Annotated in this window: 14 protein-coding genes; 8 read left to right on the plus strand and 6 right to left on the minus strand. The window is 38.3% G+C overall.

Features of this window, described 5'->3' with window-relative positions; all coding sequences use genetic code 11:
* Positions 1-8 precede the first annotated feature (8 nt).
* The 4 genes from NMK93_RS07410 to NMK93_RS07425 all read right to left on the minus strand — a co-directional run bounded on the left by NMK93_RS07410 (position 9) and on the right by NMK93_RS07425 (position 2682).
* Positions 9-587: a helix-turn-helix transcriptional regulator gene (locus NMK93_RS07410; RefSeq protein WP_254529164.1), complete on the minus strand. Its 579-nt coding sequence runs from the start codon at positions 585-587 to the stop codon at positions 9-11.
* 174 nt (positions 588-761) lie between these two features.
* The gene (locus NMK93_RS07415) at positions 762-1169 is read right to left on the minus strand and encodes a response regulator (RefSeq protein ID WP_185217047.1); all 408 of its coding nucleotides are present in this window, start codon (positions 1167-1169) and stop codon (positions 762-764) included.
* A gap of 9 nt (positions 1170-1178) precedes the next feature.
* A complete protein-coding gene (locus NMK93_RS07420; RefSeq protein WP_254529166.1) occupies positions 1179-1481 on the minus strand; it encodes a hypothetical protein in 303 nt (100 codons plus the stop codon).
* Complete coding sequence (locus tag NMK93_RS07425; protein WP_254529168.1) at positions 1465-2682, minus strand: PAS domain S-box protein; 1218 nt, start codon at positions 2680-2682, stop codon at positions 1465-1467. The genes NMK93_RS07420 and NMK93_RS07425 overlap by 17 nt, the downstream gene beginning before the upstream one ends.
* Positions 2683-3430: 748 nt before the next feature.
* On the opposite strand from NMK93_RS07425, the gene NMK93_RS07430 reads away from it, so the two are divergent.
* The 4 genes from NMK93_RS07430 to NMK93_RS07445 are packed head-to-tail and all read left to right on the plus strand — an operon-like array spanning position 3431 to position 8660.
* Complete coding sequence (locus NMK93_RS07430; RefSeq protein WP_185211703.1) at positions 3431-4243, plus strand: hypothetical protein; 813 nt, start codon at positions 3431-3433, stop codon at positions 4241-4243.
* Positions 4244-4248: 5 nt separating this feature from the next.
* A complete protein-coding gene (locus NMK93_RS07435) occupies positions 4249-5352 on the plus strand; it encodes a ThiF family adenylyltransferase (protein WP_254529169.1) in 1104 nt (367 codons plus the stop codon).
* Positions 5353-5389: 37 nt separating this feature from the next.
* A complete protein-coding gene (locus NMK93_RS07440) occupies positions 5390-7522 on the plus strand; it encodes a 7TM diverse intracellular signaling domain-containing protein (protein WP_254529171.1) in 2133 nt (710 codons plus the stop codon).
* Positions 7523-7571: 49 nt separating this feature from the next.
* Positions 7572-8660 (plus strand): hybrid sensor histidine kinase/response regulator, encoded by a 1089-nt coding sequence (locus tag NMK93_RS07445; protein WP_185211706.1) that lies wholly within the window; start codon positions 7572-7574, stop codon positions 8658-8660.
* Between the two features lie 11 nt (positions 8661-8671).
* On the opposite strand, the gene NMK93_RS07450 is transcribed toward NMK93_RS07445, so the two are convergent.
* Entirely contained in the window at positions 8672-9139 is a 468-nt protein-coding gene (locus NMK93_RS07450; RefSeq protein WP_185211707.1) for a response regulator, read from the minus strand.
* Between the two features lie 103 nt (positions 9140-9242).
* Positions 9243-10517 (minus strand): DUF2264 domain-containing protein, encoded by a 1275-nt coding sequence (locus NMK93_RS07455; RefSeq protein ID WP_254529172.1) that lies wholly within the window; start codon positions 10515-10517, stop codon positions 9243-9245.
* A gap of 139 nt (positions 10518-10656) precedes the next feature.
* Between NMK93_RS07455 and NMK93_RS07460 the strand changes: the two genes are divergently transcribed.
* The 4 genes from NMK93_RS07460 to NMK93_RS07475 all read left to right on the plus strand — a co-directional run bounded on the left by NMK93_RS07460 (position 10657) and on the right by NMK93_RS07475 (position 15931).
* On the plus strand, positions 10657-11526 hold the full coding sequence (locus tag NMK93_RS07460) for an AraC family transcriptional regulator (protein WP_185217043.1): 870 nt from the start codon (positions 10657-10659) through the stop codon (positions 11524-11526).
* 169 nt (positions 11527-11695) lie between these two features.
* A complete protein-coding gene (locus tag NMK93_RS07465; RefSeq protein ID WP_254529173.1) occupies positions 11696-13198 on the plus strand; it encodes an acyl-CoA dehydrogenase family protein in 1503 nt (500 codons plus the stop codon).
* Between the two features lie 343 nt (positions 13199-13541).
* Positions 13542-14678: an NAD(P)-binding domain-containing protein gene (locus NMK93_RS07470; RefSeq protein ID WP_237219488.1), complete on the plus strand. Its 1137-nt coding sequence runs from the start codon at positions 13542-13544 to the stop codon at positions 14676-14678.
* A gap of 38 nt (positions 14679-14716) precedes the next feature.
* Positions 14717-15931 carry an MFS transporter gene (locus NMK93_RS07475; RefSeq protein ID WP_185217041.1) on the plus strand — a complete coding sequence of 405 codons (1215 nt, stop codon included), beginning with the start codon at positions 14717-14719 and terminating at the stop codon, positions 15929-15931.
* Positions 15932-16647 lie beyond the last annotated feature (716 nt).

Below are 16647 nucleotides of genomic sequence, written 5' to 3' on the forward strand. Positions count from 1 at the left end.
ATTAATGACTAAGATTTACTAGGAAAGAAATAGGTGATCAAGATAATGCATTTCTCGTCATTTTCATTTTTTGTGGAACGAATCATATTTCCATCAAGAAATATGGAATCACCAGTTTCTAGTTCTATTACCTGATTTCTTAAATGTATCGCTGCTTTCCCATTGATAATATGCTTAAAAATGTAGGCATCCTGTTGCACTATGGATTCTTCTTTGTAAGGATCTAATTCTAACAAAACAACACTCATATTGCTTTCTCCTAGATCTTGATCGGTAATTCTTTTGTATAGAGAACCTGATCCTTTCTCCAATATTAACGAAGAATAGTTTTCTTTTTTGAGTAGAATGACTGGACCTGGTTCCTTGGGACCTGAGAAATCCTCAAAAAACTGGTTCATGTCAATTTCAAGAGAGCTGATGATATTGATTAATACCGGAAGTGAAGGTATAGTCCTATTGTTTTCAATCTGTGAAATTAGCCCTTTGCTCACTCCAGCCTTGTTCGCAAGCTCTTGGATCGTAATACCCTTGTTTTTTCTGATTTCCTTGATCTTACTACTTATTTTGAAAATAGTATTGCCTTGCATTGTTTGTTTTAATTAAAATGATTCAAGTAAAGTTAAACTTATTAAGTAAAATTGTTATTTTTTTATTTTATTTTCTTTGTTCGAAACAAAATGGTAGTAGAAAATTAACACTTTCCTTAAAAGTACTTTCGTCCTAATGCTGATTTTTCAGCACTTTAAAAATTGTCGGGTTATTTAGGATTGTAAGCTATCCAAAACTTGAAAAAGAGTTTGATGGGAAATGGGCTTAGTCAGGTACTCAATGTATTGATTACCGTTATTGCTTTTATATCGGTCTGATTTACAGATAGAAGAGCTAATAATAAAGATGCTTACCTCTTGATCTTCGAATAGGTTTTCTTCTTGTATGCTCGTCATCAATTCCCAGCCATTCATTAAGGGCATATTGATGTCTATAAACAAGACATGGGGATAACTTTCTTTGTTGGATTTGTTCTTTCTGAAAAACTCAGCTGCAGTATATCCATCAGGGAAGATGCTCAGTTCAATCTGTTTTTTGTCGTACTTTTCAAGGAATTTCTTGAATAGAAAACAGAAAATAGAATCATCATCCACAAGAGTTATCCTCAATGTTTCCTTCATGGTAAAACGTTAATTTGCTAAGGGTAAGTTTATGGTTACCTGATTTCCGAAGTCAACATTCCTAGAGATATTGATATTTCCGCCGAAATTTAAGATCTGTTGTTTAGCTAAATGCAGATCCAATAATGAGTTTTCATCAATATCCTCATCTGTTGATTCCAGATCTTTTTCAATCCCAAAACAACGTTGTGATTCACAGTCGTTTTCAATTTTTATCACAATAAAATCTTCCTTTCTTTCTGTCCAAATTTTTATCGTGACTTTCTTTCCGGAAGAATTCAGTTTCAGGCTTTCATTAATCAGATAATGCATGATATTGTAGATATAGATAGCGGGGGAAGGCAATTTCTATTATTTCAAAATGGCAATCCAACTGAAGTTCTTTACTGTCGATTTTGGACTGAAACTGATTGGTCAAATTTTGATATATTTCGTCCATATTTGAGGTCTTGAAAAGAGAGTCGTTAGAATTTTGTATTTCCACTGTTTCAATCAGTTTATCGAACAGTTTTAGGAATTTGAAATTGCTCTTTTTCAATAATTTGGTCAGGACTTGCTTCTCATGTTCATCAGTTTCAAGACTCAATTGCTCGATGATCATGTTGATATTACTGATCGGGGTCCTGAGGTTATGCGTTAGGATCTGATTGTAAGCTTCTAATTGATTTACTCGAACTTTCAGTTCGTAGTTCCTTTTTTCCAAGAGTTCGTTCTGTTGGTTAAGCTTAATCTCATTGTTCTTGAAAAGCGATAGATCTTGTATCTGACAAAGGAAATAGACTAATTTTCCAGTCATATCGCGAACAGATGAAATATTGATCAGGCAATAAAAAGATTTATCTTCTTTGGCAATACAACGGGCTTCTATAATGGCTTTTTCCATTTCACCAGACTTCACCTGTTTTGTGGCTGTTGTCACCAAATCGAGTGATTCTTCATGGATGAACTCTGATATGGGTTTTTCCAACATTTCCTCAGCAATGGTATAGCCCAATATGCTTTGCAGTTCTTGGTTGTATTCCATGACCTTCAGCGAACGGTTCAACAGCAGCATACCGATAGAAGAATTCTTGAAAGCACGATTGAATTTCTCCTCCTTGATCTGCATCTCGGCTTCCAGCCTTTGTTCTCTGGTAATATTGGTCACCACCACTGTCAACCGATCAGTTTTATTATTGATGATCTTGGTCTTCAACTTAAACCATTGGTCGGGATTTGAATCATAGGGCGATTTGTATTTCAACACGTAGCCAGTCCTTCTCTTGAAGGATTTGTTCAGGATATATGTGAGGGTTTCGGAAAATTCTTGTGGGAAAAGATCAGCAATGGATTTATTGACAATAAATTCCTTTTCATAGAAGAGCTGTTCCGGGGTAGATGTCCAACAGTTCAATATGACACCATCATCCCTGATTTCAAATATAATATCATCTATAGAGGATACTAAGGAGTCAAAATCTTCCAGTTTTTGTTTCAATTGCTTTAATTCATCAGACACTAAGGGAAGTTCCATATTGAAAATAATGGTCAGCTTGAAGGGCTGAAAATGATAAATAGATAGTGCTTTCTGTTAATACTTTACGGCCTGCAAGAATATTCATTCTTGAAATGATGTAAAGATAAAGAAATTTCTGTTCCTATTTTAATGAAAATTTCTTAAAATCGATACAGGATGGTTAAAAATTTATTAAATAAAATTAAAAAAAGTGCTAACTTGCTCCTGTTAACCTAAGTACTTATTTGTACTGTAACACTTACTATTAATAAATTCAATTAATAAATCTGAATAATGGTAATTCGTTCTTAATTAGAGGTTTTGTAAATATTTTTATTTAAAAATCTGTAATCGAAAGACCAGGAAGAGATTGAAATTAGTGCATGGCAAAATGGATTATTGTGCGAAAGTAGGATGCTAAAATATTTCTTGGATATAAGATATTAAAATAGGTTTAATATAATTAACTAATCAATTTAAAATATGTCTTTTTTCAATCCAATATCATGCTACCTTTGCGACGCAAAAATTCATTAATTCAGTTTGTTCAAGCATGGAAAAACCAAACCAAGTTTATCAGTGGGCAATCTTTTGTTCAATTGATATCTATAGAATTAAGGTAATTTTTCAATTAACAAAATTGGTTTTAATAAAGCCAATATTGTCCAGAAATTAACTATTATGCAGATTGGCATTTAGTCAACATTAGGTAATATTAGCTTTAAAATAAATTTTATTTTATTTATTAAATATAGCCGACAGAAAAGTGACATTAATTTTAAAAAATGGTAGACCTGTTGTCAGATTAAGGGCGTTTAGAGCGATAGATGACCCTGAAACATGTTTACGATTTATCAAAGGGCATGAACACGTGCTAACCTCTATAGGTGTTAAAAAAGTAACCTCATCCAAGGACGAATGGATGTTTAATCCCGCATCTTTTGTTTTAATTGTAGAATCTCTAGATGGTGCAAACGTTTATGGTGGGGCGCGTATACATGTTGCTGGTGGTACTCAACCTCTTCCAATCGAAGAAGCCACCGGAATGATGGATCCCAAAATATTTGACCTTGTCTGGTCATACGCTCAAGAGGGAACAGGGGAAGGCTGTGGACTATGGAACTCCCGTGAAATTGCTGGCTATGGAATCGGAAGTATTTTCCTTACCCGAGCGGCAATTGCCATCGCACCTCGGATCGGACTGAAAACCTTATTTGCACTTTGCGCACCCTATACCATCAATCTTACAAAAGCAGTAGGTTATCGACAAGAATTTGGAGTAGGAAATAACGGTACATTTTATTACCCGAAATTAGATCTCTTGGCCACAACGATGGTTTTGGATGATGTACTTAATGTTCCTACAGCCTCCGAAGAAGATCGTAATGCCATTCTTGCCCTGCGGGATATGGCTGTAGGTCCTCGGATAGAGGTCCTCCGATCCAAGGAGATTGAAATCCATTACGATCTAAGCCTTAATAACCTGCAAGGTTGGGACCTTCAAAAAATTATCAATATGGCAAATGGACCAAGGTCTATTGATGATGGTAAGAGTCCCGACGATATTGTAATTCTATAAAAACTATGCAAGACAATCACGCTACCAAAAACAACTATTTATACAAACCTATATTTTTTGACAAATCCAAACCTGCGGATGCAGTGGCCATCCAAGAATTGCTGGATAAACAGGAAATCGTATTTGTGCATGATCAATTCGAACGGCAGTTAAGGGATCTTTTTATTTGCCGAAATCCTACTTTTTCTACAAACGAAGAACAATTTCTGCAATTTGTTGGTTTAATCAGTAATCAACGACCTATGGAAGAGTTGGGTGCCTGGGTTTATTATCCGTGGAGAAAAACCTTAGTGCACGTTTTGGAACGTGAAGAATTTATCGAAGTAAGAACAAACCGCAATCAACTTAAAATATCAAAAGCAGAGCAGGAGCTTCTGTCGAATAAGACAATTGGTATTATCGGACTTTCAGTTGGTCAATCTGTGGCTATTACCATTGCTATGGAAAGAGGTTGTGGCAAGTTAAAGCTTGCCGATTTTGACGATCTGGATCTTAGCAATTTGAATAGGTTAAGAGCACCAGTGTTCAGCTTGGGGATTCCCAAGGTTGTCCTGGCAGCAAGGGAAATTGCAGAAATCGATCCCTATCTGGAAGTGGAGATATATCCCGAAGGGATCCATGAGGAGAATTATCAAGAATTTCTTCTGGGGAGTCAAAAACTGGACTTGCTGATCGAGGTCTGTGATAATTTTGAGGTGAAGGTCGAAAGCAGGATCCGCGCTAAAGAGCTAGGAATTCCGGTAATTATGGAAACCAATGACCGAGCAATGCTGGACATAGAAAGGTTTGATGTATTTCCTGAACTGAAAATATTCCATGGACTTGTTGGTGATATAACGGTTGATGAAATCCAAGCTTTGGACAAGAATGAGCGGATGGGGCTGTTGATGAAGATTGTCAATGCCAAAGAGCTATCTGAAAGGATGAAACAATCGCTTCCTGAACTGGGTAAATCCCTGAAATCTTGGCCACAATTGGCTTCCGAAGTCGTGTTGGGCGGTGGTATTTCTGCTTGGGCTTCGCGAAAACTTCTGCTCGGTCAAGATCTGAAATCTGGAAGGTATTACGTGGATTTGGAGAAAATATTAAGTGCAAACCCTGTTAATTAACACATCAGCGATGTTAAGGTATTTGTTATTTCTAACTATGATTTTATGCTGTCTTTTTAGCCCTAAAGCTAAGGCATCGACAGATAGTGTCATTTACTTTAATGGGAAGGATGTCAAAAATATTGGAAAGTATTTATCTCTCTATGAAGAAAATGGGGAGTCAGTTTCTTTTAATGATGTCTTAGCACATCCAAACCTTTTTTCTAAATGTGAAACTGAGGTCCCTAACCTCGGGATCGTCAAGAAACCCCATTGGATCAAATTTGAAATCGTCAATAATTCTGATGAGGATCGCTTGATCGTAGACCTATCCCAACCTAATATTGCGGAAGTGAAATTTTACAGCATTATCAATTCCCAAATAGACAGTGTTGGATATAACTTAAAACAAGGTTATAGCGATCGAAAATATTCCCATCAATTCTATCTGTTTGATCTCCATCTCAAAAAAGGAGAGAAAGCAGTCTGCTATATGAAGTTGCAGAGCGAAACCCAAGTCATTGTTCCGCTGTCCATCCATACGCCAACAGGACTTTTTAATTTCCTGCAGAAAGAAGATATCCTTTCAGCCATCTACATAGGACTGATGTTGTCCTTAGTGCTCTATAATGCGTTTCTATATGTTGCAACTGGGGAAAAGCATTATTTAAGCTATGTGAACTATATTTTTTGGGTCTTTGTGGCCCAAATGGCGGTATTGGGGCTATTTGAAAGAGTTTTCCCCATTCGCAGTGAATGGCTGTCATCAAGATTGTTAACGTTTTCAGGCGCCATGTCAGGTATCGGTGCCATTCTTTTTGTCAAGTCTTTCCTGCACACTTCCGTAGAAGCAAGGGGCTTCAATAAATTACTGAACGTTTTTTTATTTGGTTATTTCTTTGCCATCCTATTGTTGTTGATAGGCTATATTATCCCTGCATATAGAATCGTAAACCTGGTTGCGGGTGGTGGAGCTGCCATCGTCCTCATATTTGCCTTTGAGTTATCGCGAAGAAAATATAGCCAGACCAAGTTTTTCCTCTTTGCATGGTGTATCTTTCTGATCAGTGTATTGGTCTTTGTTCTTAAGGATTATGGCGTGCTGCCAACCAACGTTTTCACGGCTCGGTCCGTACAGATAGGTTCTGTTATCGAAGCGCTCTTGCTATCTTTTGCATTGGCCGATAAGATCAATACTTACCGCAAGGAGATGTTGGAATTACAGGTCCGTGAATTGGCTATTTCCCAAGAAAATGAAAAGCTAATCCGTGAACAGAATGTGATTTTGGAACAGAAGGTCCGTGAAAGAACGGAAGAACTCCAAGAGTCCAATAAATCGCTGAGCTTAACCTTGTCAAACCTGAAAGATGCCCAAGCCCAGCTGGTGGAATCTGAGAAAATGGCCTCTCTAGGTCAGTTAACGGCCGGTGTAGCCCATGAGATCAATAATCCGATCAATTTTGTGACCTCCAATGTATCTCCACTTCGCCGCGATGTTGGAATCCTCTGGGATATTATCGATCAAATTGAAATGATAGCATTGGATAACGACCTGCAACTGGAAGAGAAACAGGAGAAAATCCAAAATATCAAGAATATCAACGATGTTGACTATCTGAAATCGGAAATCAATTTCTTGTTGAAGGGTATCCAAGAAGGAGCAGAACGGACAGCTGAAATAGTCCGGAGCTTACGGATTTTTTCCAGGATTGATGAAGATACGCTGAAGCGTGCCGATCTGAATGAATGCCTGGATTCCACTTTGGTCATCTTGAATCCAATGACCAAAGAACGGATTAGGGTCATCAAAAATTACCATAGCATTCCCATGGTGGAATGTTATGCGGGTAAACTGAACCAGGTTTTCATGAATATACTTTCCAATGCCATCTACGCCGTTGAAAAGAAATTCAATGGAAATGCGGGTGGAGAAATCAAGATCGAAACAAAACTTGACGAGGATTTGTCAAAAGTAATAATCAGTATTATGGACAACGGTACGGGGATCCCTCCAGAGGTCATCGGACGTATCTTTGAACCATTTTTTACAACAAAGGATGTTGGTGAAGGCACAGGTCTAGGGATGTCAATTGCTTATAAAACAATTGAAAGACATAATGGAAGAATTGGTTTGCAATCCACGGTCGGAGAGGGAACCACTTTTGATATCCATTTGCCAATCAAACAATAAGGTAAAGATTAAAATAAAGGTTTTTTAGGTCACACTAAAAGGTAATAGTATGGATAAGAATTTTGAGGTGTTGTACATTGATGATGAGTACAATAATTTGGTAGGATTTAAAGCGGCATTGAGGTTTCACTACGATATTCATATTGCGAGCAATACTACGGATGCAGAAAATATTTTAATGACCAATCCCAATATCAGGGTAATCTTTTGTGACCAAAAGATGCCCGGAGAGAATGGAATTGATTTCTTCAGCAGGATCAAAAAGGAATTTCCGAAGCCTATGCGGGTCTTGATCACCGCTTTTGCAGACATGGATACGGTAATTGACTCCATTAACCGCGGTCATATCTTCAGGTTTATCAAAAAACCTTGGGAAGAAGCTGAGATTATTTCCTGTATCGAAGAGGCCAATAAGTTTTATGTAACAAATTCTTTGTTGGATTTGCGCAATATGGAGCTTCAGAAAGCTTATGAGGAGCTTGATAAATTTGCCTATAGCGTTAGCCATGATTTACGCGATCCACTTGCAGGGGTGCTTGGTGCTATTCGGATTGCTTTGGATTTCAAGAGTGTCGAGCAGGTTCATGAAATCCTGAACCTCATGAAAACTTCCATTGTTAAACTAGAGGACTATATCAACAGCCTTCGAGATTATTATCTGTTGAGAAGGGGAGAGCTCAACCTTTCCAAAATTGATTTCAATTCCATCTTCGAAGATATTCTTGACTTTTATAAAATGTACAGCCAAAACTCGGGCGTAGAGATCAGCTTTGAAGTCGACCAAGAAAACACGTTCATCAATGATAAATCCATCTTGGAATTGATCATACACAATTTGGTTTCCAATGCGATAAAGTACCAAAAATTAGACTCTCTGGATAAATGGGTGAAATTGAAGGCAGAAACTGAAAATGGTCATGCAAAAATAACCGTAACGGATAATGGAATTGGAATCTCAGAGTCTTCGATCAACGATATCTTTAGGTTGTTTTTCCGCGCTAGCGATCAGGCTGAAGGGATGGGCTTTGGATTATATAATGTGAAGACTGCTGTGCAGAAACTTAAAGGCGGGATTTCCGTAGATTCAGAACCAGAGAACGGATCTAAATTTGTAGTGACTATTCCTTCTAAGGAATAGTCATTGGAATTTTAGGACAATAGTTTTTGACGAAGTAAAAACTCCAATTGTTCGTTTGAGATCTCCAGTTTAGACTTTTGATCGATAATATTTTTCTTGTTCTGATAGATTTCAAAAGCTCTTGAGATGGTTTCGGTCAATTCCTCTTCGCGCCAAGGCTTGTTCAGGTAGTGGAAGATTTTGCCTTTGTTAATGGCATCGACCACTGCACCCATATCCGTATAACCGGTCAACAGGATTCGCATAGGGTCAGGTTTGATTTCAATAACCTTTTCCAAGAATTCCACCCCGGTCATTTCAGGCATTCGCTGGTCAGTAATAATGATCTGGATATCATTTTTACGAATAATATCCAATGCTTCAGCTCCCGTTAAGGCAGTAAATACATTGTATTTAAACCTGAACGTGGCTTTAAAAGAAAATAAATTGTTCTCTTCATCATCCAAATACAGCACATTAATCTTATTTTCTATGTTCATTACTTTCTTACTTGAAAAACTGTTTCAAAATTAGTAATTATTTGTGGTCCATAATAATTGATTTGAATATAATGAGAAAATTGCATTTATTTTCAGATTTAAATTAATATTTTACTTGATAGTCTTTTGGAAACTTTTTTCCGGAAAAAGCTCGCTGTGAGGTCAACTCTTCACTTTTAGAAGTCCAGAATTCATCATCTGCTGGTAAGCCCAATGGTAAGAAGGAAAGGGATGCTTCATATAATGATCCGGCATTGGTATATGTGTCAGCCATATTCCCCTGATCTGTGGAAGTAAATCCCAAAATCAACCAACCATATTGATCATAAAGATCATGCTTGTAAATGTTTTTCAGGATGGCTGTCAATCCATTTCGGATTTGGCCATACGATAGGTGTTCTGGAAGTTTCTTGTCCAATGCTACTTGTGCCAAAGGTTGGAAAGCTCCATTCCTATAGGTTGAACTTCGTCCGATAATTGGAAAATAACCTTCCGGAGAAATCATTCTTTCCAGGTGCTGGGCATATCGTTGCATTCTCTTATATGCACGTTCATACTTCTCTTGGTAGTTCCCAGCCTTCAGGTTATGTTTTAAGGTTTCAACCAGCATGCAATGGATGATGTAGCCATTGTAATGGTCAAATGCAAAGTGGTTTCCATCTGAGTACCAACCATCGCCAACATACCAATCATGGTCAAATTTATTGATGGCTAAATCTATGCTTTCCCGATTGGGTTCCACACCAATGCTGTACAGAAAGGTTTCCGTAATCGATGAAAACAACAGCCAATTGTTTTGCCCCGGCTTTATCCAGCGTATGTATTTCAGCTCCTCAATGACCTGTTGTTTGGTCTTGTCAGGAAGGGGTTCCCATAAGGCTTGTGGAGCCCTTAAAAACCCTAATGCTAAATGGGCAGCATCTACCAAGGTCTGACCTTCTTTTCCACGCCAAGAAAAATAATCGGGCGAACTGGGATCAAACCCATGTTGTATACCGAGTAGGGCTTGTTCCCTATATTTTTTTCGAAGTTGACCTTCTTCAGAAGCATCGTCTTTCAATCCCAACCAAGGAGCCATGCCGGCCATCAATCGGCCAAAGGCCTCCAAATACCCAACCTTTGGATTTCGCCCATCAAAAGATTCAGATACGACCATGGGCATGTTTTTCTGGAAAGTGCCTTTACTGATGTTCTCCAAAATAGGACTTGCCATTTTGCTCAAAATGGAAACCCAATAGGCTCGGTCATCTGTAGCTAGATATTTTGATGCTAATCCATCTGTGTTGGTCTCATTTAGGACGGCATATGCCCTGTTTTCCTGCATGGTTAAACCAGCAATCATTAATCCTGCAGACTGTATCCAGGTTCTTCTTTTCATAGGGTAGGTATTTATGGGTTTAGGTCAGTTATTTGCCTTTTCTCTAATTTAACATATTCTGGGCAAAATGTAGCATATATTGAAAATCGGCATCCTCAATCAATTTTATTAAGTTTGTAATATCGAGATGCAATAAGGTATGGAAAAGAATAAAATCAGCGCTGATGAGTTCGTCGAGAAGTTTATGGGAGGGAGCCTTAAACACCTGACCTATATACAAACGCCTATCAAGATCTTTCCATTACGTGATATAGCACCTTATCTGAAAACCCCGATTCCACCTATTTTCTTCGGCTATAATCTCCTTATTTATATTAATCAAGGTTATTTCAAACATCAGATTGAATCTACTTCATTTATGGTACAGGCACCTTCTGTGCTAATTTCCAATTATGGTAATATTTCTGCTATTGATTCGGTAGATAAATCCGCTCAGGGATATTGTGTATTGATCAAGGAGCAGGCTATGACATCCTTGTTCAGGGAACAAGAAATCCTCAATATTTTCACCATCTCACCTTTATTGAATCTCAGTAAGATAGATAATGAAGAATTGAACGGACTTCTGGATTTGCTATATGAGGAAATCTATACGGAAAAACCCTATAAGGAATACTATGAAAGTATTTTTAAGACCGTAATGTTAAAGATTATCAAGATTTCTGCCTCCAATAAATCCTTGGGAAGGCGACAGGAAATTGCTATATCATTTAAACAACTGGTTCATTTACATTATAATAAGGAAAAGTCCGTTAATTTTTATGCAGATAAGTTAGCTGTCTCCGTAAACTATTTGAATAGATGTGTTTCTTCGGTGTTCAAGAAATCCTCAAAACAGCTCATTCTTGAAGTTGCCATAATCCATAGCCAGTTAATGCTGTTGGAAACCAATAAAAGTGTGGCCAGTATCGCCTATGAATTGGAGTTTGAAGATCCATCTTATTTTACCCGTCTGTTTAAAAAGATCGTAGGAATTTCTCCAACTGAATATCGCAAAACGATAAATTAGCGCAGAATGGTTTTTATGCACGATTTGTCCTAAATATAAACGAAATCCTCATAGATATTTTCTTGATTTCCCTCTAATTTTACAATTGAGTTTTATAATAGCCAATTTGTTCAACTCAAAAAGGCGGACCTATGAATTGCTCACTATACATTGTAAATAAAAAAATAGCATGAACGGAGTTATAGAAAATATAGATTTTGAAAACTATATTTCATCATTCAGAAAACACTTATACCACCTATTCAGAGAAGAATTTGATTATTCATCCATTAGTTTGAAACGTGATTTTCCTGCAGAGTTTCTAGCAGAGATCATGAAGAAAAAACCTCTGGCGGTGGCTATTCCTAAATTGCACGGAGGAAGAGGCGTATCGGTAAAAGAATGTTTAGGAGTTCTGTCTGCCGCTTCGTATGAATCTCTGGCACTTTCCTTAATGTTCGGTATCAATATCGCTTTGTTCCTGGAGCCTGTTGCCAAGTACGGAAATTATGCTGTGCAAGAACGCGTATTTAAGGAATTCATAGAGAACAATGCCATGGGAGGTTTAATGATAACCGAGAAAGCCTACGGTAGCGATGCATTAAATATGAAAACGGCTTACGATCAAATCGGCAACTCCTATAAGATCAAAGGTGAAAAACATTGGCAAGGACTTAGCGGTGCTGCTGATTTCTGGTTAGTTACTGCCCGCAAACTCACCCCAACCGGTGAGTTGACCCGCGACATTGATTTTTTCGTGACGGATAACAGCAATCCTGAACAACATATCCCTATGCTGGAGCGCTATAACAACCTTGGTTTGTATGCAATTCCTTATGGCGTCAATCAAATTGATGTAGTTTTACCGGAAGATCAAAAATTAACACCAGAAAGTACAGGAATTAAATTGATGCTGGACATGCTTCACAGAAGTAGATTGCAATTCCCAGGTATGGGCTTAGGTTTTATCAAGCGTCTACTTGATGAATCTCTGCAACATTGCCAAAACAGGATTGTCAGTGGAAGCCCATTGATCAACATTGATTCTGTAAAATATCAAATTTCAAGAATCCAGGCAGCCTTTGCCATCTGCTCAGGTATGTGTGCTTATTCAGTAGCAACCAGTGGTATTGAAAATGACCTTTCAGGATTAAGTATTGAAGCCAATACCTTGAAAGCCTTGATTACCGACTTGATGCAAGAGTCTGCACAGATCAGCCTTCAATTAGCAGGTGCAAATGGATATAGATTGGATCATATCGCTGGACGATCAGTGGTGGATAGCCGCCCATTCCAGATATTCGAAGGATCTAATGAAATGCTATATGGACAGATTGCTGAAGGTATCAGCAAGATGATGCGTAGAGCAAAAGAATCAAATCTATATGAATTCTTAAAAACCTATCCTAATGCTAATCTGAGTGCTCCATATTTCAAGGAACAATTGAACTTCAGCCTAGAAGCCGGTATCAACCAACGCGACATGGTTACCATTGGTCGAATGATCGCTAGGGTAATCAGTTTCCAATTTGTTCTTCAAATGGAAGGCTTCAATGCTGAATTAGTAGAAATCACCCGTCAGCATATCTTGATGGATCTGACGATGTTCCATGGCCAGTACATTAGCAAAAACAGCGCTAATCCTTTGGTTGAATATGGTATGGATTCCGATTGGATGAACTTTGTCTCTTAATAACAATTTCAAATACAACAAGGAGAGCTGGGTTTTATTACCCAGCTTTTTTTATGGCCAAAATTTTTAATCTCAAAGTATTCTTGATTTTCCTATTGGTCTTATTCGAGACATATTCCGAATTTTGGCAATATGAATAAGGTAGAGTTAATATTCTATCCGAAGCATTCTCGAATATGCCTCGAATGAGTCTCGACTAAGGTCTATTTTATTAGCCATAATTATGTCAGGAAAAACCCTGAAAAACACCATTCTTCTGAATCTTTGATAATTTTATTTCATCATATAAAAAAACTAGCTATAGGTTAAACAATCTATTGTCTTTTACTATTGTAAATACTGTATGGAGAAACAGAATAAGGCTGATAATGCTATGGCGCCAATTCCGGATGGAAGGAAACTAGATGTTTTCTATAAAGTGGACATTGTAGTCATCGGTGCTGGGCAGGCAGGTCTGTCGGCGGCCTATCACCTCAAAAGGGAAGGGTTAGAGCCAGGGAAAGGATTTGTAGTATTGGATGATGAATTTGGTTCCGGTGGAGCATGGCAACATCGCTGGGATTCCTTGACCTTGAGCAATGTGAATGGAATCAATGATCTGCCGGGGATGACCTTTTCGGAAGCGGTCAATCGCGATGATAAACAATTGCGGGCCAATGTTGCATTGCCCCAATATTATGAGAAGTACGAAAAGGCCTTTGATCTCCCTGTAATCAGACCAGTAAATGTATTGAAGGTAACGGAGCGAAATGGAAGGTTTCTGATCCATACCAATGGACTGCAGTTTTCAGCAAAAGGCATTATCAATGCGACCGGTACCTGGAAGACTCCACATTGCCCGAAGTATCCCGGTTGGGATAAGTTTAAAGGAAGGCAATTACATACCGGTGAATATAAAAATGCTGCTGAATTTATAGGGAAGCACGTCATAGTCGTTGGTGGTGGGATTTCTGCTGTACAATTATTGGGTGAGCTCTCCAAAGTGACTCAGACTACATGGGTAACACGGAGGCCTCCTGATTTTCGGCCTTATGAATTTAACCCAGAATTAGGTCGAGAGGCGGTGGCCATGGTCGATGAACGGGTACGGAAAGGATTGCCTCCAAAATCGGTTGTTTCTGTCACGGGCTTACCGATCACTCCGGCTATTGCGGATATGTTGAAGTCTGGTGTATTGGATAGGAAGCCCATGTTTCAAGAGATAACAGAAAATGGCGTGAAGTGGGAAGATGGTAGCGAAATGGATGCTGATGTTATCTTTTGGAATACCGGTTTTAGGCATTCCTTGGACCATTTGGATCCTCTGGGGTTAAAAAATGAGCAAGGTGGAATTGAAATGGGCGGTCAATTAGCGACCCAAGTGGTAAAAGACCCTAGAATTCATCTGACTGGTTATGGGCCTTCCTCTTCAACCATTGGAGCAAATAGGGCGGGGCGTGCGGCTGCAAAGGAATTAATTGCCTATTTAAAATTGAAATAAGTGCCGAGCAGATATATTTTGAGAACTTAATTTACAATATGACTTTTTCCCGATACGAATCATTATTGGTTGCGATGTTGACCATTGTCCAGTTTACGGTAGTTTTAGATTTTGCAGTTATGGCACCTTTAGGTGCAGAGTTGATCGACTCCTTGGATATTTCCACCAAGCAATTTGGAATCTTAGTGTCTGCCTATGCATTGAGTGCAGGTGCTTCGGGCTTTCTTTTGGCCGGTTTTATCGATCGTTTTGACCGTAAAAATATCCTCTTGATCATGTACGTAGGTTTTATTATCGGAACAGTCTGTTGCGCAATAGCACCTTCGTACTATTTTTTGTTGGTATCTAGGATTGTCGCCGGTGTTTTTGGTGGAGTAATGTCGGGAATTACCTTTGCGACCGTTACAGATTTTTTCAGGTATGAGATCCGAGGTAGGGTGATGGGGTTTATACAGATGGCATTTTCTGCAAGTCAGATTTTGGGGATTCCATTAGGGCTCTATTTAGCGCATATTTGGTCCTGGCATGTTCCATTTTATTTTATCGTAGGTATTGGCCTTATCAATATCGCCATGTTGGTGAAATTTATGAAACCTATTCCTTCCAAAACCATTCCTGGAGAGAAAAGCAGTTATTTCCAAGTGATAAAAAGGGTTTTTACCAATAAAAAATATTTGATTGCATTTTCGACAACCTTTTTCCTAGCAACAGGAGGTTTTATCTTACAGCCCTATGTTACCCCGCATTTGGTATTCGATCTTAATTATGCAGAAGACCAATTACCCTATGTTTTTTTCTCGGCGGGGATAGCCACATTGATTGGTTCACCAATTTTTGGAAAATTAAGTGATTCTTGGGGAAAGTATAAGTTGTTTGTTACGGGTAGTTTATTGGCCGGAATCTGTATCATTTGGTTTGTTAATGTTCCAGCGGGCAATTTATTTATGGTTGCCGTGGCATTCAGCTGTATGATGCTGTTTGTATCTTCTAGGATTATCAGTGCAACCGCCATGATTACAGCCATTCCAGATGCTAGTGAACGTGGAGCCTTTATGAATATCAATTCAGCCATACAACAGTCCAGTGGGGGAATTGCCTCCATCTTAGGTGGAATTGTTTTGATTGAAAAGGAAGGTAATCAGGGCTTTGAGAATTTTCAGTTATTGGGACTGATTACGTTTGTGAGTATTTTAATCTGTATCTTGTTGATGTATAGGGTGAATAAAATCGTGGAAGGGAAATATTTGAAGTAAATGTAATGATTGTGGTAGGGGAAATGCTAAGCCGGTTGGTATTTGAACCAGGATGCCAGGGATAGGAGGATGGACCAAGATATGGGGGCTTATTTTAGCATATAATTAGTGCTAAAAGGTCTGTTTTTTTTGGGGTCATCCTGACGCATGAAGGATCTCGGAACAATGCATATATTTTCAATAGTGTATTGGTGTACTTTCCTGTACGTTCGGTTTCCCCCTTCCTGTCGTCCTGACGAAGGAAGGATCTCGGAATTTTACAGACATAATCAAATTACGGATAGCATTGGCGTACAGGTCCTTAACCTTCGGTTAAGGATGACAATCGGTTTGTGTGGAGAACCGTACAGATTCCTCACTGATCGTTCAGAATCAAAATGCGCCTAGGAGGGATTCAGAGTGAAACGAAGAATCTATTTATTACTTTTTTTAAGGATCGTTGTCATCCCGAAATTGTAAGATGAGGGAACTATTTTTTTTCTTTTTAGACGCTTAAAAGGGAGATATAAAAAATATTTCACCCACGCTGTGGGTTTTCTACATTCCAATTCACCTTTCTACAAATATTTCACTCCTGTTGTCGATTCCCAAAACTTGATCTTTTACTAACCTTTCAGTTGTAATTTTTTCAATGCAGTTCTTTGGACTGAAATAATTAATTGCATATTTGTTTTTTGACTGACATTTGCTAATTTGGTAAAACGGATTAGCGAAAC

Source organism: Sphingobacterium sp. LZ7M1 (assembly GCF_024296865.1).
Classification (GTDB): domain Bacteria; phylum Bacteroidota; class Bacteroidia; order Sphingobacteriales; family Sphingobacteriaceae; genus Sphingobacterium.

What these genes read in the sequence shown, in the direction of transcription:
- NMK93_RS07410 (WP_254529164.1), bottom strand. Translation starts at nt 587, where the DNA reads ATGCAAGGCAATACTATTTTCAAAATAAGTAGTAAGATCAAGGAAATC.
- NMK93_RS07415 (WP_185217047.1), bottom strand. Translation starts at nt 1,169, where the DNA reads ATGAAGGAAACATTGAGGATAACTCTTGTGGATGATGATTCTATTTTC.
- NMK93_RS07420 (WP_254529166.1), bottom strand. Translation starts at nt 1,481, where the DNA reads ATGCATTATCTGATTAATGAAAGCCTGAAACTGAATTCTTCCGGAAAG.
- NMK93_RS07425 (WP_254529168.1), bottom strand. Translation starts at nt 2,682, where the DNA reads ATGGAACTTCCCTTAGTGTCTGATGAATTAAAGCAATTGAAACAAAAA.
- NMK93_RS07435 (WP_254529169.1), top strand. Translation starts at nt 4,249, where the DNA reads ATGCAAGACAATCACGCTACCAAAAACAACTATTTATACAAACCTATA.
- NMK93_RS07440 (WP_254529171.1), top strand. Translation starts at nt 5,390, where the DNA reads ATGATTTTATGCTGTCTTTTTAGCCCTAAAGCTAAGGCATCGACAGAT.
- NMK93_RS07445 (WP_185211706.1), top strand. Translation starts at nt 7,572, where the DNA reads ATGGATAAGAATTTTGAGGTGTTGTACATTGATGATGAGTACAATAAT.
- NMK93_RS07450 (WP_185211707.1), bottom strand. Translation starts at nt 9,139, where the DNA reads ATGAACATAGAAAATAAGATTAATGTGCTGTATTTGGATGATGAAGAG.
- NMK93_RS07455 (WP_254529172.1), bottom strand. Translation starts at nt 10,517, where the DNA reads ATGAAAAGAAGAACCTGGATACAGTCTGCAGGATTAATGATTGCTGGT.
- NMK93_RS07460 (WP_185217043.1), top strand. Translation starts at nt 10,657, where the DNA reads ATGGAAAAGAATAAAATCAGCGCTGATGAGTTCGTCGAGAAGTTTATG.
- NMK93_RS07465 (WP_254529173.1), top strand. Translation starts at nt 11,696, where the DNA reads ATGAACGGAGTTATAGAAAATATAGATTTTGAAAACTATATTTCATCA.
- NMK93_RS07470 (WP_237219488.1), top strand. Translation starts at nt 13,542, where the DNA reads ATGGAGAAACAGAATAAGGCTGATAATGCTATGGCGCCAATTCCGGAT.
- NMK93_RS07475 (WP_185217041.1), top strand. Translation starts at nt 14,717, where the DNA reads ATGACTTTTTCCCGATACGAATCATTATTGGTTGCGATGTTGACCATT.